Source organism: Caulobacter mirabilis (assembly GCF_002749615.1).
Lineage (GTDB): Bacteria > Pseudomonadota > Alphaproteobacteria > Caulobacterales > Caulobacteraceae > Caulobacter > Caulobacter mirabilis.
Genome location: NZ_CP024201.1, coordinates 4494630 through 4512971 on the forward strand (window position 1 = coordinate 4494630; position 18342 = coordinate 4512971).

Genomic DNA, 18342 nt, shown 5'->3' on the forward strand with positions numbered 1-18342 from the left:
AGTCCGCCGTCTGAAGGAGGTCCGCTTGCTCAACCTGCATCGGCAGCTCGTCCGGCATGTCCTGCGCTATTCGCGGCGGCCGGACGAGGCCGAGGATCTCGCCCAGGAGGCTCTGCTGGCGGCCGTCGCCGCGGGCCGCGCCGATTTCGATGAACCTGGCAACCGACGCTGGCTGTTCGGGACGGCGCGCAACCTGGTTCGGCTCGAGGCCCGCCGGGCTGTGCGGCGCAAGCGTCGCGACCAGGCCTGGAGCGACACGAGCGCCGCCGGGCCCCCGCCGCCCGCCGCCAAACTGGACGCCTTCGCCGCCGGCCTGCCGCCGTCGCTGAGGATCGTCGCGCGACTGGCGTTGTCCGGCCACGACCGGCGCGAGATCGGCTATCTGCTCGGCGTACCGGACACGGCCCTGCGCAAGCGGATCAGCGACCTCCGCCGCCGCGCGGAGCGGGCCGGCGCGCTCCTGCCCGAAGGCCTGCCAGGCCTGAGCCTGGATCTGCCGTACGGCGCGATGCGGGATGCGATGCGGCCGATGCTGGACCGGCATGACGGCGCCTTGGCCAGCCATGACCCGGACGGACATTTCATCCTCGTCCGCGCTCACAAAACACCAGCCCGCGGCAACCAGACGTCCGAGCCCAGCCGGGCCCCATCGGAGGAACCAGAATGATCCCCAAGCCGCATTCCGTCAGCATCGTCTTCTACGTCGCCGACATCGACCGCACCGAGCGCTTCTACACCGACGTCCTGGGCCTGGACCTGGAACGGCAGGACGGCGAGCCGGCCTATCTGTCCGGCCGCCTGGACAGCGGGCTGGAGCTGGTCTTCTTCCAGATGGACGGCCGGCGCGGCGACACCCCCGCCCTGGTCTTCGATCTGAAGGGCGGCGGCATCGACGACATCGTCGCCGACCTGGCCGAACAGGGCGTCACCATCGTCACCCCGGTCAGCGAGGCGCCGGGCGGCTGGAGCGCCGACTTTCTGGACCCCGACGGCTTCGGCCTGGGCCTCTGGCAGGCGGAGGATCTGCCGCGCACCCTGAAGGCCTGACGCCGCCAATCGTCGGCCGCGCGGCCTTGCGCGGTCGACAACGGCGGCCGTGTCCGCCAGTGTTCGGCATGCTTCGCCATCACCTGCCCCTCTGGACCTGGATCTGCCCCCTCGCGGGCTGGCTGCTGCTCGCCGTCGCGGGACAGGTCGATCATCCGCTCTTCGCCGTGGTCCTGGGCGTCGGGCTGGTGGGCGCGGTGCTCGCGGCCGTGCACCATGCCGAGGTCGTCGCCCACCGCGTCGGCGAGCCGTTCGGCACCCTGGTGCTGGCCCTGGCGGTGACCATCATCGAGGTGGCGTTGATCGTCTCGATGATGCTGTCGGGCAAGGACGGCGCGGCCTCGCTGGCCCGCGACACCATCTTCGCCGCCATCATGATCATCCTGAACGGCATGGTCGGCCTGTGCCTGCTGGTCGGCGGACGCCGCCATGGCGAGCAGTCCTTCGGCATGTACGGCGTCAACGCCGCCCTGGCGACCCTGGCCACCATGGCGGTGATCGCCCTGGTGCTGCCCAACGCCACGACCAGCGCGCCGGGCCCGGTCTATGCGCCCAGCCAGCTGCTGCTCGCGGCGATCGCCTCGTTCGTGCTCTACGGCGCCTTCGTGCTGGTGCAGACGGTCCGCCATCGCGACTACTTCCTGCCGCAAGGCGCCTCCGCCGATGACGCCGAGGCCCACGCCGCCCCGCCGAGCACCCGCGTGGCGCTGGTGGCCGGCGGCCTGCTGCTGGTCTGCCTGGTCGCGGTGGTCCTGCTGGCCAAGGGCCTGTCGCCGACCATCGAGGGCGCGGTCGCCGCCGCCGGCGCGCCGAAGGCCGTGGTCGGCATCGTCATCGCCGCCATCGTGCTGCTGCCCGAGAGCGTCGCGGCCCTGAACGCCGCCCGCCACAACCGCCTCCAGACGAGCATGAACCTGGCGCTGGGCTCGGCCCTGGCCTCGATCGGCCTGACCATCCCGGTGGTCGCCGTGCTGGCCGTCGTCAACGGCTGGCAGCTGGAGCTGGGCCTCGACTTCAAGGGGATGGTGCTGCTGGTGCTGTCGCTGCTGGTCGCCACCCTGTCCCTGGGCACCGGGCGGACCACCATCCTGCAGGGGACGGTCCACCTGGTGATCTTCGCGGTCTACCTGTTCACGACCATCGTGCCCTGAGCCCGCGAGGGCAGAGACCCTAGACGTCGACTTCGGCGTCCAGGGCGTTCTCCTGGATGAACTCGCGGCGCGGCTCGACCAGCTCGCCCATCAGACGCGCGAACATGTCGTCGGCGTCGTCGGCGTGGGTCACCTTGACCTGCAGCAGGGTGCGGGCCTCGGAGTCGAGCGTGGTCTCCCACAGCTGCTCGGGGTTCATCTCGCCCAGGCCTTTGTAGCGCTGGATGGCCAGCCCCTTGCGACCGGCGTCCATGACGGCCGCGACCAGGTCCAGAGGGCCGCGGATGGTCGTCGACTTGTCCTTTCGGCGGAACACGGCCGGCTTGGCGAAAGTCTCGGCCAGGGCGGCGGCGCGCTCGGCCAGACGGCGAGCGTCGGCGGCGTGCAGCAGGGCGTCCTCGAGCACGATCTTCTCGGAGACGCTGCGCTTGACGCGGCTGAACAGGAAACCGCCGGTTTCGCTCGGCCCGCCGGACCACGGACCGTCGCCTTCCTCGGCGTAGAGGTTCAGGCGGTCGGCGGCGGCCTGCGGGTTCGGCGCATCGCCCATCAGCCCGGCCAGCGCGGCCTGCTCGATGGCGAAGGCCGGGGCGCGGGTCGACAGGCGGTCGATGTTGGCCTTGGCCTGGCGGGCCTGGGTCACCAGAGCCAGCAGGTCCTGGCCGGTCATCCGCTCACCCGTCGCCAGGTCGAGCTCCGCCCCGTCGACGCCTTCGTCGATCAGGAAGGTCTCCATCTCGGCGTCGTCCTTGAGATAGCGGGACGACTTGCCCTTGGTGGCTTTGTAGAGCGGCGGCTGGGCGATGTAGAGGTAGCCGCGCTCGATCACCTCCGGCATCTGCCGGTAGAAGAAGGTCAGCAGCAGCGTGCGGATGTGGGCGCCGTCGACGTCGGCGTCGGTCATGATGACGATGCGGTGGTAACGCATCTTCTCGATGTTGAAGTCCTCGCGCCCGATGCCGGCGCCCAGCGCCGTGATCAGGGTGCCGACCTGGTCGGACGACAGCATCTTGTCGAAGCGGGCGCGCTCGACGTTCAGGATCTTGCCGCGCAGGGGCAGGATGGCCTGGTTCTCGCGGTTGCGGGCCTGTTTGGCGGAGCCGCCGGCCGAGTCGCCCTCGACGATGAACAGTTCGGACTTGGCCGGATCGCGTTCGGAACAGTCGGCCAGCTTGCCGGGCAGGCTGGTGATGTCGAGCGCGCTCTTGCGGCGGGTCAGTTCGCGGGCCTTGCGGGCGGCTTCACGGGCGCTGGCGGCCTCGACGATCTTGGAGACGATCATCTTGGCTTCGTTCGGATGCTCCTCGAACCAGGTCGCGAGGCCTTCGCTGACGAGGTTCTCGACCGCCGGACGCACTTCGGACGAGACCAGCTTGTCCTTGGTCTGAGAGCTGAACTTCGGATCCGGAACCTTGACCGACAGGACGCAGGTCAGGCCTTCGCGGGCGTCCTCGCCCGAGACCGAGACCTTCTCCTTCTTGCCCAGGCCGGAGCTCTCCATGTAGCCGCCGATGATCCGGGTCAGGGCGGCGCGGAACGCGGCCAGGTGCGTGCCCCCATCCCGCTGCGGGATGTTGTTGGTGAAGCACAGCATCTGCTCGTGGTAGCTGTCGTTCCACCACATCGCGAGGTCGATCTCGACCTTGTCCTTCACCCCGCGGACGACGATCGGCGCCTTCAGCAGCGGCTGCTTGACCTTGTCCAGGTGACGCACGAAGGCCTCGATGCCGCCCTCGTAGTGCAGGATCTCTTCCCACGGCTCGGCGTCGCGCAGATCGCGGAAGACGATGGTCACGCCGCTGTTCAGGAAGGCCAGTTCGCGCAGGCGATGCTCGAGCGTCTTCCGGTCGAACTCGATGAAGGCGAAGGTGTCGGTCGAGGGCAGGAAGGTCACCGCCGTGCCGGTCAGGTGCTCGCCGTCACGGGTGTCCTCGGGCAGGCGCTTGGGCGCGTCGCCCGTCACCGCCAGCGAGACGACGGCGTCGCCGCGCTCGAAGCGCATCTCGTGCTGCTTGCCGTCGCGATAGATCTTCAGCTGCAGCCAGTCCGACAGGGCGTTCACGACCGAGACGCCGACGCCGTGCAGGCCGCCGGAGACCTTGTAGCTGTTCTGGTCGAACTTACCGCCGGCGTGCAGCTGGGTCATGATGACCTCGGCCGCGCTGACGCCCTCGCTCTCGTGGATGCCCACCGGGATGCCGCGGCCGTCGTCGGTGACCGTGCAGCTGCCGTCGGCGTTCAGGATGACCTGGACCTTGGTCGCATGGCCGGCCAGGGCCTCGTCGATGGCGTTGTCGACCACCTCGTAGACCATGTGATGCAGGCCGCTGCCGTCATCGGTGTCGCCGATGTACATGCCCGGGCGCTTGCGCACCGCGTCCAGGCCCTTCAGGACCTTGATGGAATCCGCGCCGTATTCGGCGTTGCCGTTCGGCGTCTCGGTTTCGTCGGTCATTCACTCGTCCAGAACGGTCAGGCCGGTCGGCTCCACGCGGACGCCGAGGGCCCGACCCTTGAAAGGGTCGAACAGCGCCTGGTCGGTTCCGGTCAGGAACGCCTGAAGGCCCAGCGCCGCGATTTCATCGGCCAGCGCGGCCCGCCGGAGCGGGTCCAGATGCGCGGCGACTTCGTCGAGCAATAATATAGGACTTGGCGCTGATTCTGCACGGGAAAGTCGCGCCGCCTGGGCCAAAACCAGGTTCAGAATCAAGGCTTTTTGCTCTCCGGTGGAGCATTCGGCGGCCGGACGATCCTTTTCCGCGTGCACCACCGCCAGATCGCCTCGGTGCGGCCCCGTCAGAGCCCGCCCGGCGGACGAATCGCGAGGCCGCGCCGCGGCCAGGGCGGCGGCCAGCCTGGCCTCGATCTCGGAGAACTCCACGCCTTCGCCGGCCAGCTTTTCCCACTCGCCGGTCAGGCCGAGGCGCGCCTGCGGAAAGGGCCGATCGCCTCGGCCGTCGATCTCGGTCTGGAGGGCCGACAGGGTTCGCGCCCGCGCCTCCGCCAGCAGGGCGCCCGACTCGGCCAGGCGCGCCTCCAGCGCCGACAGCCAGACCGGGTCAGGCTCGCCGCCGGTCTCGTCGGTCAGCAGCCGCATCCGTTCGCGCATGGCCTTGTCGTAGGCGTTGGCGACAGCCGCATGGCGCGGCTCGGCGGCGAACACCAGACGGTCGAAGAACTTGCGCCGGTCGCCGGCGGCCTCAAGGAACAGGCGGTCCTGCTGGGGCGTCAACCAGATTGGCCGGACATGGTCGGCCATTCGGCCGGGGGGCACGGTCTCGCCCTCGATCCGCACCAGCCGCCGGGCGGCGCCGGGCGCCTCCGTTCCGGCGCCGAGCCGGACCTCGTCCTCATCGTCCTGGATCAGCGCCGACACCGCCCAAGCCCGCCCTGTCGCTTCGCCCGGCAGGCGGCGGCCGACCTCGGCCAGGCTGGAGCCGCGCAGACCGCGCCCCGGCGACAGCAGGCTGATCGCCTCCAGCAGATTGGTCTTCCCCGCCCCGTTCGGCCCCCACAGGCAGACGGTTCGCCCCTCGGCGCGCAACTCCGCCCGCTCGTAGGAGCGGAAGTCGGTCAGGGCCAGGGTGACGAGGGCGGAGCGCACGGGATGTGTCTAGCGGCTGCGGCGAGTTGCTCCCACCCTCTTCTGTGATCCCGAGGATGGCGGACAGCTGTGAAACCGCATTGCAAATGCGACCCGTTCGCATCACAACAGGCGCCTGATGTGAGAAGGAGCCTGGGCCATGATCAAACAACACCTGCAGATCGTCGGCCTCGCCGCCGTTTCCGCCCTGGCGCTGGCCGGCGCCGTCCAGGCGGCCCCGCACGGTCAGAGCGACTTCATCCGCGACTACGACTCCAACAAGGACGGGACCGTCACGAGCGCCGAGTTCGAAGCCGTCCGCACGGCGCGCCTGAAGGCCATGGATCTCGATGGCGACGGCCGGGTCTCGGAAGCCGAGTACATCGGCGAGTACGCGACTCGGCTCGACGCCAAGCTGGCCGCCTCCACGGCGTCGGCCGAGGAGAAGGCCGCCACGCGCGAGGGCCAGCTGAAGCAAGCCAAGGTCCGCTACGACGTGCTCGACGGCGACAAGAACGGCGACCTGACCGCCGCCGAGTTCGCCGCCTCCGGCAAGCGCGCCTTCGCCGAGCAGGACGGCGACGGCGACGGCGTGGTCAAGGCCGGCGAGCCGAAGCGGGTCACCAAGCCGACGGCGCCGTAGGGAACGGCTCTCTTCCTCCCGCCATCAGGAGGATTGGTTTTTAACGCGCGCCCAACCGCACAAGCACCTCCGCCGGAATACCGTAGTGCTCGATGACGGGCTTCTGGTTCCGCTGGCCCAGCAGCTCGCGCTGGATGAACAGGCCCCAGACCGCGTCGGCCGCCGCCTTCAGCGCGGCGGGGCGATCCCCCTCGGCGGCCTCACGTAGCGCCGCGAGGGTCGCCTCCACCCGTCGACCGGCCCGCCCCAGCGACGCGGCCTGTTCGGCGGCCAGCTCGACCTGCAGGGCGCCGTCGCCGGTCTCGAACCGGAAGCCGCCCGTGAACGACTGCGGGGGACGAAGGGACATGGCGGCAGTCTAACGCCTGTTCGGCATTTTTCGGAGCCGATGTCGGTTCGCCGCCGCTTCGCGCGTCCTCGGGACGGAACGGTCCGCCGGCCCAGCCGCTCGGACCCCGTGCGAACAGGAGGACGACGCGATGAAGGTCACCCAGCATCTGTGGTTCGAGAAGGACATGGCGGCGGCGATCCGCCTCTACGTCTCGCTGATTCCGGGCTCGAAGATCGTGAACACCACCGCCGTCGAGGCCGACAATCCCTCCGGCCCGGCGGGCAGCGTGACGATTACCGAGTTCACCCTCGGCGACCAGGCCTACATGGCCATCGAGGCCGGTCCGCTGGACCCGTTCAACCACAGCTTCTCGATCATGGTCGAAGTCGAGACCCAGGCCGAGATCGACCGCCTGTGGGACGCCCTGAGCGACGGTGGCAGCATCGAACAGTGCGGCTGGCTGAGGGACCGCTGGGGTCTCTGCTGGCAGATCGCGCCGCTGCGCCTGCGCCAGCTGCTGGACGATCCCGACAAGGCCAAGGTCAAGCGCGTGACCGAGCAGATGCTCAAGATGGTCAAGCTCGACATCGCACCCCTGGAGGCCGCGGCGAAAGGGTGAGCCGGGCGCGGCGGCCCGCTAGGAACGCGGATGGGCGTCGGCCGCCCGTGCATCTATAAGCCCGGGACCGGCGGCGCGAAGCGACCGGAAGCTCGGGGGCGGCGGATGAAGCTTGAGGATCTGGCGGCGATCGGCGTGGCGCTTGCGGCCGCCGCGGTGGTCATGGTGGTGCGCCGACAGCGTTCCGCAGACGGCCAGGGCTTCAGCGTCCAGGTCGGCGACGCGGTGCTCTGGGGCCACTTTCGGGTGAAGGACGGACAGGTGCATGTGACCTGCGACCAGGGCTCCAAGAGCGCGCCCATCGGCAACCGTGACCCGATCCACGTCGCCGAGGTCCTGTTGGCTGAAATCCACGCGCGGACAAGCACGGGCGCCTGAAGCCCGCTCCAGCCCCGCCGCGGCTACACCCGCAGCGGCATCAGCACGTACTTCACGCCCGCGTCGGTCGGGTCCAGCACCAGCGTGGGCGAGGCCGGGTCGGCGAAGCGGAACTCGGCGATCTCGCCGCCGATCTGGCCGGTCACGTCCAGCAGGTAGCGGGCGTTGAAGCCGATCTCGAAGCTGTCGCCGTCGTAGTCGATCTCGAGCTCTTCGACGGCCTGGCCGGCTTCCATGTTGCGCACGGTCAGGATCATCTTGCCCGGCTCGACGGCCATCTTCACCGACCGGCTCTTCTCGGCCGAGATGGTGGCGACGCGGTCGACGGCCTGGGCGAACAGGCTGTTGTCGACCAGCATGACCTTGGCGTTGTCGCGCGGGATGACCCGCATGTAGTCCGGGAACGAGCCGTCGATGACCTTGGAGGTCAGGGCGGCGGCCTGGCCGAACTCGAAGCGGACCTTCTGCGGGCTGACCTGGAAGTCGACCATCTCGCCGGCGTCCTCGAGCAGACGGCGGGCCTCGTTGATGGTCTTGCGCGGCACGATCACGCCGGGCTGGCCGGCGGCGCCCTCGGGAGCCGGCATCTCGGCCAGGGCCAGGCGGTGGCCGTCGGTGGCCACGGCGCGCAGCATCGGCTGACCGTTGTCGACCACCGTGTGCACGTACAGGCCGTTCAGGTAGTAGCGCGTCTCCTCGGTGGAGATGGCGAAGCGGGTCTTGTCGATCAGCCGGGCCAGGTCGTTGGCGTCGACCGGGATCGGCGCGGACAGGCCGTCGCTGCTCATCACCGGGAAATCGCCGGCCGGCAGGACCGGCAGGTTGAACTTCGAGCGGCCGGCCTGGACCTGCAGTCGCGGGTCATCGCCTGTGAAGGACAGCGACACGTCGGCGCCGTCGGGCAGCTTGCGGACGATCTCGTAGAGCGTGTGGGCCGGGGCGGTGATCTGGCCGGGCACATCCACCTGGGCGGCGCCCTGGTCGATGATCTCCATGTCCAGGTCGGTGGCCGAGAAGCCCACCTGCTCCCGCTCCGCCGTCAGCAGGACGTTGGAGAGGATCGGGATGGTGTTGCGGCGCTCGACGACGCTCTGCACATGGCCCAGGGCCTTCAGCAGCGCCGTCCGCTCGATCGTAAGCTTCATGTCTCGTCCGAAGTCCGGAAGTCAGAGGCGAATCACGCGGCCCCCGAGCCGCTCGCCAGTAATGGGGACTATGGACATTAGCGGAAAAGGCGGCTGACGAAAGGGGTTGCGGGCCCCTTGAAGCCGCATCCCGAGCTCTTATTTGTTGAGAACAATTCTCAACAGGAGTCGCGACGATGCGCCTCGCCCTCAAGACCGCGACCTACGCCGCGATGCACCTGACGGTGGCCGTCGCCGTCGCCTACGTCCTGACCCGCGACTGGCGCATCGCCTTGGCGGTCGGCATCATCGAGCCGATGGTCCAGACGGTCGCCTTCAACATTCACGAACGGCTGTGGACGCGGGCCGACAAACGGAAAGCGGAGCGGGCCGAAGCAGCGGCGGCATAGTCACCATAGTCATCCCGGACGCCGTAGGCGATCCGGGACCCAGGGTGAACGCCGCAGGCTGGGTCCCGGCTCTTCGCTGCGCTTCGGCCGGGGTGACCAGGAGGACGAAATCAGGCCTTCGTGTCCACCGCCCCGCCGCTGGTCTCGCCTTCCGCCGCATAGGGGTTGTCGCCGGCCGGCGCCGCGGCGGCCTTGGCTGCGACCACGACCACCGCCGGACGCAGGGTGCGGCCCAGCAGCGTGAAGCCGGCCTGCATCGTGCGAACGATCGTGCCCGGCGCGACCTCGGCGTTCGGCTCTTCCGCCATGGCCTGGTGGACATGCGGATCGAACTTGTCGCCGGCCTTGGGGTCGACCTTCTTGAGCCCGTTGCGGTCAAACGCCGCCAGCAGCTCCTTCTGGGTCATCTCGACGCCGACGACGAAGTTCTTCACCGCCGCGTCGCCGGAATCGCGCGGCGCGTGGGCCGTGGCGCTGGCCAGATAGTCCGAGGCCGGGAACAGATCCTTGGCGAACTTCTGGATCGCGTAGGCGCGCGCGTCGTTGGCCTCGCGCTCGGCGCGACGACGGGTGTTGTCCATCTCGGCGGCCATGCGAAGGATCTGGTCCTTCAGCGCCGCGTTCTCAGCCTGCAGCGCTTCAACGTCTTCCACGGTTTCCGATTCGGGGGCCTCGTACTCGGCGTCGTGGCCGTTGGCCGGCGTATCGTCGTCGGTCATATCACTTTCATCCGTCCAGCATTCGCCCGAGGACCCTGGCGGTGTAGTCCACCAGCGGGATCACCCGGGCGTAGTTCAATCGGGTCGGCCCGATCACGCCGATCGCACCGAGCACTCTTTGTCGGCCCGTCATATAGGGCGCCGCAATCAGGGCGGAACCTGAAAGAGAGAAAAGCCGCGTTTCGGCGCCGATGAAAATCCGCACGCCCTGGGCGTCGCGGACGTCGTCCAGCAGGCCGATCAACTGCTCCTTCTGCTCCAGGTCGTCGAACAGGCGGCGCACCCGCTCCAGATCCTCCAGCGCATTCGGATCGCCCAGCAGGTTGGCGCGACCGCGCACGATCAGGGCCCGTTCCGAGCCCTCGCCGCCGCTCCAGGCCGCCAGGCCGTCCTCGACCAAACGCGCGGCGGTCTCGTCCAGTTCGCGCCGAGCCCGGTCCAGTTCGGCGCGCATCTCGCTACGCGTGTCGGTCAGGGTCCGCCCCTTCAGGCGCGCGCCCAGGAAGTTCGAGGCCTCCTGCAAGGCCGAGGGCGTCAGACCAGGCGTCAGCCGCATCAGGCGGTTCTCGACCTGGCCGTCCTCGAACACCATCACCGCAAGGGCCTGGTCGCCGCCCAGCGCCACGAACTCGACGTGCTTCACGCCGGCTTCCCGGACCGGGCTGACGACGATTCCGGCCCCGCCCGCCAGACCCGACAGGATCCCGCTGGCCGCGTTGAGCGCCTCCTCGAAGGTGCGGCCGCCGGCGGCGAGCCGGGCGTCGATCTCGCGCTTCTCGGCCTCTCCGACATCGCCGACTTCGAGCAGCCCGTCGACGAACAGGCGCAGGCCGGCGTGGGTCGGCATCCGGCCCGCACTGGCGTGCGGCGAGTCGAGCAGGCCCAGATGCGCCAGATCCTGCAGGGTGTTCCGGATCGAAGCTGGCGACAGATGCACCCCGCCGCGCGACAGGGTGCGCGATCCGACCGGCTCGCCGGTCTCCAGATAGGTCTCGACCACACGCCGGAAGATGTCGCGGGCGCGTTCGTCCAGATCGGTCAAGGAAGGGGGCCGGGAGGGGCCGCCGGTCAGGATGGGGTTCATGATCTCGCTGTCGGATCGGTGGACGACCCTTCGGCGGATAGGATAAGCGGCGCCTGCCCGGGCGCAAGTCGCGCCCAGCCGAAGGAAATGCCGATGCGACCGTCCGAACGCGCCCCCGACCAGCTCCGCGCCGTCACCCTGGAGACCGGCGTGAACCGCTACGCGGAGGGCTCCTGCCTGGTGACCTTCGGCCATACCAAGGTCCTGGTCACCGCCAGCGTCGACGAAGGCGTGCCCGGCTGGATGCGCGGCAAGGGCGCCGGCTGGGTCACCGCCGAGTACGGCATGCTGCCCCGCGCCACCCACACCCGCGGCCGCCGCGAGGCCGCTCAGGGCAAGCAGTCCGGCCGCACCCAGGAAATCCAGCGCCTGATCGGCCGCAGCCTGCGCGCGGTGGTCGACATGAAGGCCCTGGGCGAGCGCCAGATCCAGATCGACTGCGACGTGGTCCAGGCCGACGGCGGCACGCGCACCGCCTCGATCACCGGCGCCTGGGTCGCCCTGCGGCTGGCCACCCGCTATCTGCTCGACGAGGGCGTCATCAAGACCGACCCGATCCTGGATCAGGTGGCGGCGGTGTCCTGCGGCGTGTTCAACGACCTGCCGGTGCTCGACCTCGACTACGAGGAGGACTCGTCGGCCGAGGCGGACTCGAACTTCGTGCTGACCGGAAACGGCGACATCGTCGAGATCCAGGCCACCGGCGAGAAGCGCGGCTTCACCCGCGCCGAGTTCGAGGCGCTCTACGGCCTGGCCGAGAAGGGCATCAACGAGTTGTTCGCCCTGCAGCGGGCCGCGATCGAACGCTAGCCCGGCCGGCTGACGATCAGGCGCAGCGAGCCCTCGTAGGTCGGCCGCTCGCGCCAGTCGCCGTAACGCTCGTCCCAGCGTCCGGAAGCCAGGTCGTCGGACAGCGTGCGGACAAAGCGCGCCTCGGCGCCGTCGGGCACGAACCCCCAGGACGACTGGGCGCGGCGCACGTCGGCCTCCAGCAGGCGCTCGGGCCGGGCATAGAAGGCCTCGGTGAAACCGTCCGTGCAGTCGATCGGGATCGGGACATCCTGCACCTCGACCCGGCCGCCCAGCCCAGCGGCGACGGCGTCGAGCGCCGGATAGCGGCGCTGCTCGGCCGCGATCAGCTCCGGCGCGTAGGCCTTCAACCAGAAACGGTCGAGCGCCGGACCGTCGAACAGCAGCACCGCGACCGGCCCGCGCGCAGCCCGGCGCAGTTCGGCCAGCCCCTTGGCCAGATCCGCCCACTGATGAACGGTGGCGACCGCCATCGCGGCGTCGAAGGCGCCGTCATCGAACGGGAGCGCCTCCGCGAAAGCCCGCACCGCCACGCCGCCGCCCTCGGGCCGCTGCGCCCGCATCACCGCCGAAGGCTCGATGGCGAGGACATAGCGATCCGCCGGTTCGTACGACCCGGCTCCGGCGCCCACGTTCAGCACCGTCCGGGCATCGCCGAGCGCTGCATGAATCCGGGCCGCAATCCGCGGGTCGGCGCGTCGCTGGCGACCGTACCCTGTTCCCGTTTGATCGTAGTCGACATCACCGGTCATGAGTGTTCAGGCCCTTCCTCTTTGCTTTGAAGCCTCCCGGGTAAGGGATCGGGTTCAGGCGCAAAATCGAGTTCGGGTCGTGCATTGCGTGAGGAAATCTCACACAATCACAGACCATGACCGACCATCTGCCGCCCCTGTCCGCCCTCCGCGCCTTCGAGGCGGTGGTCCGGCTGGGCTCGGTAAGCGCCGCCGCCCGCGAACTCGGCCGCACTCACGGCGCGGTCAGCAAGCAACTGCGGACCCTCCATGACCACGCGGGCCTGCCGTTGCTGGAACGCGCGGGAACCGGCCTCAAGGCCAACACGGCCGGGCAGGCCCTCGCCGCCGCCATCGCCGAAGGGCTGGCGGTGATCACGCGCGGCTACGCCGAAACCCTGCGCGATGTCCGCGCGCCCGAGCTTCACGTCGCCTGCAGCGCCACCTTCGCCACGCGCTGGCTGGCGCCGCGCCTGGCCGGCTTCTCACAGCAACGGCCCGACCTTCGCCTGAGGCTGTCGATGACCTCGGCGCGGGAGATGCGCGAGGAGCGAGACGCGGACCTGGTGATCCTCTGGGATCGCGGAAACTATCCGCCGGAAGATCGCGCCCGCGCCATTCGGCTGGGCGACGCCGCATTCGCCCCGGTGGCCGCGCCCGGCTGCCTCGCGACGGTTGCGGATGGTCGACTGTCGGCCCCATGCCGCATCGTCCACGACCATACCCATCGCGCCTGGGACCTGTGGCGAGAGGCGACCGGCATAACGGTCGAGAGCCCGCGCACCCTTTCCTTCCCGCACACCAACCTCTGCATCGAGGCGGCGATCGCGGGACTTGGCGTGGCGATGGTCGAGCAGCGGCTCGCAGCGAAGGAGTTGGCGGACGGCCGCCTTGTCGCCCTGACCGGTTTCGCGGCCTTCCCCGAGGGCTTCGCCGCGATTCCCAACGGCCGGAAACCCCTGTCTGGGTCGGCCCGGCATTTCATCGACTGGCTGGCGGCGGAACTCGGCCCTCAGGCCCCGCCATAGCCGTCGTCGTCGTCATCGTCGGCGGGCCCGCCGCCCCCGCCGGGTTCAAACAGGACGATGTCGCCCGGCTGGCATTGCAGCTCGCGACACAGGGCGTCGAGAGTCGAGAAGCGGATCGCGCGCGCCTTGCCGGTCTTCAAGATCGACAGATTGGCGATGGTGACGCCCACACGGTCGGCCAGTTCGGTCAGCGACATGCGCCGCTCGGCCAGGATGCGATCCAGGGTGACTTTGATGGCCATACGCGAGTCCTAAATCGTCAGTTCGGCTTCGCGGCGGAGGCGGGCGCCCTCGCGGAAGACCTCGGCCAGCACGAACACGGCCAGCACGGCGAACCAGGTGGTCGGGTTGAGCCCGGCGATGTTGTCGGTGGCGTTGGGGGCGATCATCTTGAAGATGACCCGGAACAGCATTCGGCCCAGTTCCATGCCCGCCAGCAGGAAGCCGATCAGCCGCAGACGGCTGACATTGTCCGGGTGAAAGGGATCGCCGGCGGTCAGCGTCGCGAACACCTTCCGTAGACACGTCACGATCGCCACCAGACCGCCGACGTAGAGCAGACCGCCCGCCAGAACGAAGACGACGTCGCCCAAATCCAGGCCCGCCTCGCGCAGGATGCGGAACTGGGCGCTCTGGGCGATGATGTCGGGACGGAAGCTGAGCAGCAGGCTGGCCAGCAGCACCAGCCCGCCGACCGCCAGCAGCGCGTAGAGCGCAAAGTAGACGACGTCGAGCGCCGTCTTCAGGAAGCTCGAAACCGAGCCCGGCCCCATGGCCCGCATGGCGCTCACTCCACCCCAGTTGCCGTTGTCCGCCGCCAGACGACGGAGACGGCCGCGGACGGCGCATGCCTGCGCCGCCCGCGGTTGTCCTTCATCGCCGGGCCGGGGCCGGCTTCTCCGGAAGGAGAGACGTCGCTCTCCCTCTGGGGAAGCCGGCCCTCAGGCGGGCGGCGAGAATGCCCTGACCGGGGCCCTCATGAAAGAGAGCCCGGTCAGATCGAGTGCGAGACGAACAGCACCGCCGAGATCGGCAGAGCGGCCAGAAGGGCGGCGTTCACGACCGTCATCGCGATGCGGTCGACCCAGTTCGTCATTTGTTGAGCAGACATCTTCGTCTCCATGTTGCAGTGCAAAATCGAAAGTGGCCCTCGCCACCCCCAGGACTTCGTTCGCCCTCCGTCCTTGAGTAATCTTGTAGACAATCGTCGTTCTTCGATCAAAGGATTTATCGAAAAACGATATTAAACTTGCGTAACATGATTACGCGACCGTAATGCGCTGCAGCATAGATTTCCGAGCGCCTTGCGTCGGCGGGCGTTCGGGGCGAGGAAGCTCGGGAAAGGAACCGCCATGCCCCTGTTGCTCCCGTCCGGAACCACGCTGGTCGCCGCCACCCACAATCCCGGCAAGGCCAAGGAGCTGGTCGCCCTGCTCGACGGGCGGTTCGATATCCTGTCCGCCGGCGCGCTCGGCCTGCCCGAACCGGACGAGACCGAGAGCACCTTCGTCGGCAACGCCCTGCTGAAGGCGCGCCACGCCGCCGAGCGTTCCGGCAAGATCGCCATCGCCGACGATTCGGGCCTGTCGGTCGCCGCCCTGGACGGCGCGCCCGGCATCTTCTCGGCCCGCTGGGCCGGCCCCTCGAAGGACTTCGCCGAGGCCATGGCCAAGGTCGAGGAGCGAATCCTGGAGACCGGTTCGGACGATCGCAGCGCCTGGTTCACCAGCGCCCTGGCGGTCGCCTGGCCGGGCGGTCCGTCGGTCGTGGTGGAAGGCGTCGTCCACGGAACGCTGGTCTTCCCGGGCCGGGGAACGCGCGGCTTCGGCTACGATCCGATCTTCGTTCCCGAAGGCCATGACAAGACGTTCGGCGAGATGGACCCCGCCCAGAAGGACGCCATCAGCCACCGCGCCCTGGCGTTCGCCAAGCTGAAGGCCGCCTTGTTTGACTGACGCCCCGGCGCCGCTGGGGATCTATGTCCACTGGCCCTACTGCGCCCGGATCTGCCCCTACTGCGACTTCAATGTGGTGCGCGACCGCGGGCAGACCGAGCAGAAGGCGCTGGCCGACGCCATCGTCGCCGACCTGGAGGCGCAGCGCGCCCTGACCGGCGACCGGCGGCTCGTATCGATCTTCCTCGGCGGGGGCACGCCCTCGCTGATGAACCCGGACTGGACGGCCCGGATCGTCGAGACGGCGCGCCGCCTCTGGACGCCCGAGGCGGACCTCGAGATCTCTCTCGAAGCCAACCCGACCGACGCCGAAGCAGGTCGCTTCGCCGGCTTCCGGGACGCGGGCGTGAACAGGCTGTCTCTGGGCCTGCAGTCGTTCGACGATGCGGCGCTGAGCTTCCTTGGCCGCAACCACGACGCCGACCAGGCGCGCCGGGCCGCCGAAACCGCGGCGGCGACCTTTCCCCGCCTGTCGGTCGACCTGATCTACGCCCTGCCCGACCAGACGCCGCGGGCCTGGCGCGACCAGCTGCGCCAGGCCATCGATCTGGGCGCCGAGCATGTCTCGCCCTACCAGCTGACCATCGAGGCCGGCACGGCCTTTGACCGCGCGGTTCGCCGCGGGACCTTCACTCCGCCCGACGACGGCGTGGGCGAAGCGCTCTACGACACGACCCAGACGACGCTGGAACGCGCGGGCTTCGAAGCCTACGAGGTCTCGAACCACGCCAAGGGCGAAGCCGCGCGGTCCCGGCACAACCTCGTCTACTGGCGCGGGCAGGACTACGTGGGCGCCGGGCCGGGAGCCCACGGGCGGCTGTCGCTCGATGGCGTGCGAACCGCGACGACCGCGGAGGCGCACGTGGCGGCCTACATCCGAAGGGTCGCCGAAGCCGGCGCCGGCTTCGAAGCCGAATCGCTGACGCCGGCCGAGGCGGCGGAAGAGCGCATCCTGATGGGCCTGCGCACCTATGAAGGCGTCCCCTGGCCGGAGCTGAGGGCGCTGAACCTGGCGCCGACGAGCGACATGGTCCGGGACTTGGTCGGACAGGGTCTTCTGGTCGACGATCCCGCCCGTCTCCGCGCCACGCCGAAGGGACGGTTCGTCCTCGACGGCGTGACGCGGGCGCTGATCGTCCATCGATAATCCTCCCCGCAAGCGGGGAGGATCGTCCTCCTACTTCATCGTCGGGATGACGAAGCTCGAATCCCCGACTTCGCCTTCCGGCCAGCGGGCGGTGACGGTCTTCACCTTGGTCCAGAACTTCAGGCCTTCCATGCCGTGCTGGTTGGTGTCGCCGAAGGCCGAGCGCTTCCAGCCGCCGAACGTGTGGTAGGCGACCGGCACCGGGATCGGCACGTTGATGCCGACCATGCCGACGTTGACCCGCTGGGCGAACTCCCGGGCGGCTCGGCCGTTGCGGGTGAAGATGGCGACGCCGTTGCCGTACTGGTGCTTGCTCGGCAGCTCGACCGCCTCCTCGAAGGACTCGGCGCGGACCATCTGCAGCACCGGGCCGAAGATCTCCTCGTGGTAGGTCTTCATCCCCGGCTTCACGCCGTCGAAGAAGCTCGGGCCGATGAAGAACCCCTTCTCATAGCCCTGCAGCCGGAAGTCCCGGCCGTCGACCACCAGCTCGGCGCCCTCGTCCCGACCGATCTGGATGTAGTCGGCGATCTTGGCGCGGTGGGCGGCCGAAACGACCGGGCCGTACTGGGCCTCCGGATCGGTGCTGACGCCGACCTTGAGGGTCTCGATCTCGGCGACCATGCGGTCACGCAGTTCGTCGGCGACCTTCTTGCCGACCGGCACGACCACCGGCAGGGCCATGCAGCGCTCGCCGGCCGAACCGAAGGCGGCGCCGGACAGGTCCTTCACCACCTGGTCGAGGTCGGCGTCGGGCAGGACGACACCGTGGTTCTTGGCGCCGCCCATGGCTTGGACGCGCTTGTTGTGCAGCGTGCCCTGCGAATAGACGTAGTGGGCGATGTCGGAGCTGCCGACGAAGCTGACCGCCTTGATCTCCGGATGCTGCAGGATGGCGTCGACGGCGGTCTTGTCGCCATGCACGACGTTCAGCACGCCCTTCAGGTCGATGCCGAGATTGGCGCCGGCCTCCATGAACAGTTCGGCCAGGCGCACCGGCACGGTCGGATCCTTCTCCGACGGCTTCAGAATGAAGGTGTTGCCCACCGCGATGGCCACGCCGAACATCCACATCGGGATCATGGCGGGGAAGTTGAACGGGGTGATGCCGGCGACCACGCCCAGCGGCTGGCGCATCGAGTAGACGTCGATGCCCGGACCGGCGCCCTCGGTGTACTCGCCCTTCAGCACATGGGGGATGCCGCACGCGAACTCGATGACCTCCAGGCCGCGCTGGATGTCGCCCTTGGAGTCGGCGATGACCTTGCCGTGCTCGCTGGACAGGGTCTCGGCGAGCTCGTTCATATGCGCCTCGACCAGCCGCTTGAACTCGAACATCACCCGGGCGCGGCGCTGCGGATTGGTCGCCGCCCAGGCCGGCAGGGCCGCCGCCGCCGCCTGGACCGCCATGTCCAGTTCGCCCTCCGTGGCCAGCTGGACGCGGGCCTGGACCTCGCCGGTGTTGGGGTTGAAGACATCACCGAACCGCCCGGAAGCCCCTTCGAAGGCCGAACCGTTCACAAAGTGGCGGATTTCCCGCATAGCGTTCTCCCGGACGCAAAATGAATGGGGCGTTTTATGC

General features: G+C 69.2%; 20 protein-coding genes and 1 pseudogene. 11 read left to right on the top strand and 10 right to left on the bottom strand.

Annotated features, from left to right (window positions below):
• Positions 1–25 precede the first annotated feature (25 nt).
• The 3 genes from CSW64_RS21305 to CSW64_RS21315 all read left to right on the top strand — a co-directional run bounded on the left by CSW64_RS21305 (position 26) and on the right by CSW64_RS21315 (position 2198).
• A complete protein-coding gene (locus CSW64_RS21305) occupies positions 26–667 on the top strand; it encodes an RNA polymerase sigma factor (protein WP_172448645.1) in 642 nt (213 codons plus the stop codon).
• Positions 664–1047: a VOC family protein gene (locus tag CSW64_RS21310; protein ID WP_099623991.1), complete on the top strand. Its 384-nt coding sequence runs from the start codon at positions 664–666 to the stop codon at positions 1045–1047. The genes CSW64_RS21305 and CSW64_RS21310 overlap by 4 nt, the downstream gene beginning before the upstream one ends.
• A gap of 68 nt (positions 1048–1115) precedes the next feature.
• The gene (locus CSW64_RS21315) at positions 1116–2198 is read left to right on the top strand and encodes a calcium:cation antiporter (protein WP_099624382.1); all 1083 of its coding nucleotides are present in this window, start codon (positions 1116–1118) and stop codon (positions 2196–2198) included.
• Between the two features lie 19 nt (positions 2199–2217).
• Here the strand turns inward: CSW64_RS21315 and gyrB are convergent, their stop codons facing one another.
• Both gyrB and recF read right to left on the bottom strand, forming a co-directional pair.
• The gene (gene gyrB, locus CSW64_RS21320) at positions 2218–4653 is read right to left on the bottom strand and encodes a DNA topoisomerase (ATP-hydrolyzing) subunit B (protein ID WP_099623992.1); all 2436 of its coding nucleotides are present in this window, start codon (positions 4651–4653) and stop codon (positions 2218–2220) included.
• A complete protein-coding gene (recF, locus tag CSW64_RS21325) occupies positions 4654–5802 on the bottom strand; it encodes a DNA replication/repair protein RecF (protein WP_099623993.1) in 1149 nt (382 codons plus the stop codon). It lies immediately after the preceding gene.
• A 139-nt stretch (positions 5803–5941) separates the two neighbouring features.
• Between recF and CSW64_RS21330 the strand changes: the two genes are divergently transcribed.
• Positions 5942–6424 (top strand): EF-hand domain-containing protein, encoded by a 483-nt coding sequence (locus tag CSW64_RS21330; RefSeq protein ID WP_099623994.1) that lies wholly within the window; start codon positions 5942–5944, stop codon positions 6422–6424.
• Positions 6425–6464: 40 nt separating this feature from the next.
• Here CSW64_RS21330 and CSW64_RS21335 read toward each other — a convergent pair whose 3' ends face one another.
• Positions 6465–6773 carry a DUF6665 family protein gene (locus CSW64_RS21335; RefSeq protein WP_099623995.1) on the bottom strand — a complete coding sequence of 103 codons (309 nt, stop codon included), beginning with the start codon at positions 6771–6773 and terminating at the stop codon, positions 6465–6467.
• A gap of 130 nt (positions 6774–6903) precedes the next feature.
• On the opposite strand from CSW64_RS21335, the gene CSW64_RS21340 reads away from it, so the two are divergent.
• Both CSW64_RS21340 and CSW64_RS21345 read left to right on the top strand, forming a co-directional pair.
• Positions 6904–7374: a VOC family protein gene (locus CSW64_RS21340; protein ID WP_099623996.1), complete on the top strand. Its 471-nt coding sequence runs from the start codon at positions 6904–6906 to the stop codon at positions 7372–7374.
• 105 nt (positions 7375–7479) lie between these two features.
• Entirely contained in the window at positions 7480–7752 is a 273-nt protein-coding gene (locus CSW64_RS21345) for a hypothetical protein (RefSeq protein ID WP_099623997.1), read from the top strand.
• Between the two features lie 23 nt (positions 7753–7775).
• Here CSW64_RS21345 and dnaN read toward each other — a convergent pair whose 3' ends face one another.
• Positions 7776–8897 (bottom strand): DNA polymerase III subunit beta, encoded by a 1122-nt coding sequence (gene dnaN, locus CSW64_RS21350; protein ID WP_099623998.1) that lies wholly within the window; start codon positions 8895–8897, stop codon positions 7776–7778.
• Between the two features lie 176 nt (positions 8898–9073).
• Between dnaN and CSW64_RS21355 the strand changes: the two are divergent.
• Positions 9074–9268 (top strand): annotated as a pseudogene (locus tag CSW64_RS21355) (DUF2061 domain-containing protein); the annotation flags it as partial.
• Between the two features lie 128 nt (positions 9269–9396).
• Here CSW64_RS21355 and grpE read toward each other — a convergent pair.
• A complete protein-coding gene (gene grpE, locus CSW64_RS21360) occupies positions 9397–10005 on the bottom strand; it encodes a nucleotide exchange factor GrpE (protein ID WP_099624000.1) in 609 nt (202 codons plus the stop codon).
• Between the two features lie 7 nt (positions 10006–10012).
• Positions 10013–11089: a heat-inducible transcriptional repressor HrcA gene (gene hrcA / locus CSW64_RS21365; protein ID WP_099624001.1), complete on the bottom strand. Its 1077-nt coding sequence runs from the start codon at positions 11087–11089 to the stop codon at positions 10013–10015.
• Between the two features lie 93 nt (positions 11090–11182).
• Between hrcA and rph the strand changes: the two genes are divergently transcribed.
• Positions 11183–11899, top strand: a complete 717-nt coding sequence (gene rph, locus CSW64_RS21370) for a ribonuclease PH (RefSeq protein ID WP_099624002.1) — start codon at positions 11183–11185, stop codon at positions 11897–11899.
• On the opposite strand, the gene CSW64_RS21375 is transcribed toward rph, so the two are convergent.
• A complete protein-coding gene (locus CSW64_RS21375; RefSeq protein ID WP_216361214.1) occupies positions 11896–12540 on the bottom strand; it encodes a class I SAM-dependent methyltransferase in 645 nt (214 codons plus the stop codon). The two genes, rph and CSW64_RS21375, sit on opposite strands and share 4 nt — an antisense overlap.
• Positions 12541–12767: 227 nt before the next feature.
• On the opposite strand from CSW64_RS21375, the gene CSW64_RS21380 reads away from it, so the two are divergent.
• On the top strand, positions 12768–13658 hold the full coding sequence (locus CSW64_RS21380; RefSeq protein ID WP_099624004.1) for a LysR substrate-binding domain-containing protein: 891 nt from the start codon (positions 12768–12770) through the stop codon (positions 13656–13658).
• On the opposite strand, the gene CSW64_RS21385 is transcribed toward CSW64_RS21380, so the two are convergent.
• Both CSW64_RS21385 and CSW64_RS21390 read right to left on the bottom strand, forming a co-directional pair.
• Positions 13643–13900, bottom strand: a complete 258-nt coding sequence (locus CSW64_RS21385; RefSeq protein WP_099624005.1) for a helix-turn-helix domain-containing protein — start codon at positions 13898–13900, stop codon at positions 13643–13645. The genes CSW64_RS21380 and CSW64_RS21385 overlap by 16 nt on opposite strands.
• 9 nt (positions 13901–13909) lie before the next feature.
• Complete coding sequence (locus tag CSW64_RS21390) at positions 13910–14440, bottom strand: DUF2975 domain-containing protein (protein WP_099624006.1); 531 nt, start codon at positions 14438–14440, stop codon at positions 13910–13912.
• Positions 14441–15010: 570 nt separating this feature from the next.
• Here CSW64_RS21390 and rdgB point away from each other — a divergent pair.
• Together rdgB and hemW are read left to right on the top strand one after the other, a co-directional pair.
• The gene (gene rdgB, locus CSW64_RS21395; RefSeq protein WP_099624007.1) at positions 15011–15613 is read left to right on the top strand and encodes an RdgB/HAM1 family non-canonical purine NTP pyrophosphatase; all 603 of its coding nucleotides are present in this window, start codon (positions 15011–15013) and stop codon (positions 15611–15613) included.
• Positions 15606–16760: a radical SAM family heme chaperone HemW gene (gene hemW / locus CSW64_RS21400; protein ID WP_099624008.1), complete on the top strand. Its 1155-nt coding sequence runs from the start codon at positions 15606–15608 to the stop codon at positions 16758–16760. The genes rdgB and hemW overlap by 8 nt, the downstream gene beginning before the upstream one ends.
• A gap of 30 nt (positions 16761–16790) precedes the next feature.
• On the opposite strand, the gene CSW64_RS21405 is transcribed toward hemW, so the two are convergent.
• On the bottom strand, positions 16791–18302 hold the full coding sequence (locus tag CSW64_RS21405) for a CoA-acylating methylmalonate-semialdehyde dehydrogenase (protein ID WP_099624009.1): 1512 nt from the start codon (positions 18300–18302) through the stop codon (positions 16791–16793).
• Between the last annotated feature and the right edge of the window lie 40 nt (positions 18303–18342).

What these genes read in the sequence shown, in the direction of transcription:
- CSW64_RS21390 (WP_099624006.1), bottom strand. Translation starts at nt 14,440, where the DNA reads ATGCGGGCCATGGGGCCGGGCTCGGTTTCGAGCTTCCTGAAGACGGCG.
- hrcA (WP_099624001.1), bottom strand. Translation starts at nt 11,089, where the DNA reads ATGAACCCCATCCTGACCGGCGGCCCCTCCCGGCCCCCTTCCTTGACC.
- grpE (WP_099624000.1), bottom strand. Translation starts at nt 10,005, where the DNA reads ATGACCGACGACGATACGCCGGCCAACGGCCACGACGCCGAGTACGAG.
- dnaN (WP_099623998.1), bottom strand. Translation starts at nt 8,897, where the DNA reads ATGAAGCTTACGATCGAGCGGACGGCGCTGCTGAAGGCCCTGGGCCAT.
- rdgB (WP_099624007.1), top strand. Translation starts at nt 15,011, where the DNA reads ATGCCCCTGTTGCTCCCGTCCGGAACCACGCTGGTCGCCGCCACCCAC.
- CSW64_RS21335 (WP_099623995.1), bottom strand. Translation starts at nt 6,773, where the DNA reads ATGTCCCTTCGTCCCCCGCAGTCGTTCACGGGCGGCTTCCGGTTCGAG.
- CSW64_RS21345 (WP_099623997.1), top strand. Translation starts at nt 7,480, where the DNA reads ATGAAGCTTGAGGATCTGGCGGCGATCGGCGTGGCGCTTGCGGCCGCC.
- gyrB (WP_099623992.1), bottom strand. Translation starts at nt 4,653, where the DNA reads ATGACCGACGAAACCGAGACGCCGAACGGCAACGCCGAATACGGCGCG.
- CSW64_RS21385 (WP_099624005.1), bottom strand. Translation starts at nt 13,900, where the DNA reads ATGGCCATCAAAGTCACCCTGGATCGCATCCTGGCCGAGCGGCGCATG.
- CSW64_RS21380 (WP_099624004.1), top strand. Translation starts at nt 12,768, where the DNA reads ATGACCGACCATCTGCCGCCCCTGTCCGCCCTCCGCGCCTTCGAGGCG.
- CSW64_RS21405 (WP_099624009.1), bottom strand. Translation starts at nt 18,302, where the DNA reads ATGCGGGAAATCCGCCACTTTGTGAACGGTTCGGCCTTCGAAGGGGCT.
- CSW64_RS21315 (WP_099624382.1), top strand. Translation starts at nt 1,116, where the DNA reads ATGCTTCGCCATCACCTGCCCCTCTGGACCTGGATCTGCCCCCTCGCG.
- CSW64_RS21310 (WP_099623991.1), top strand. Translation starts at nt 664, where the DNA reads ATGATCCCCAAGCCGCATTCCGTCAGCATCGTCTTCTACGTCGCCGAC.
- rph (WP_099624002.1), top strand. Translation starts at nt 11,183, where the DNA reads ATGCGACCGTCCGAACGCGCCCCCGACCAGCTCCGCGCCGTCACCCTG.
- CSW64_RS21330 (WP_099623994.1), top strand. Translation starts at nt 5,942, where the DNA reads ATGATCAAACAACACCTGCAGATCGTCGGCCTCGCCGCCGTTTCCGCC.
- CSW64_RS21340 (WP_099623996.1), top strand. Translation starts at nt 6,904, where the DNA reads ATGAAGGTCACCCAGCATCTGTGGTTCGAGAAGGACATGGCGGCGGCG.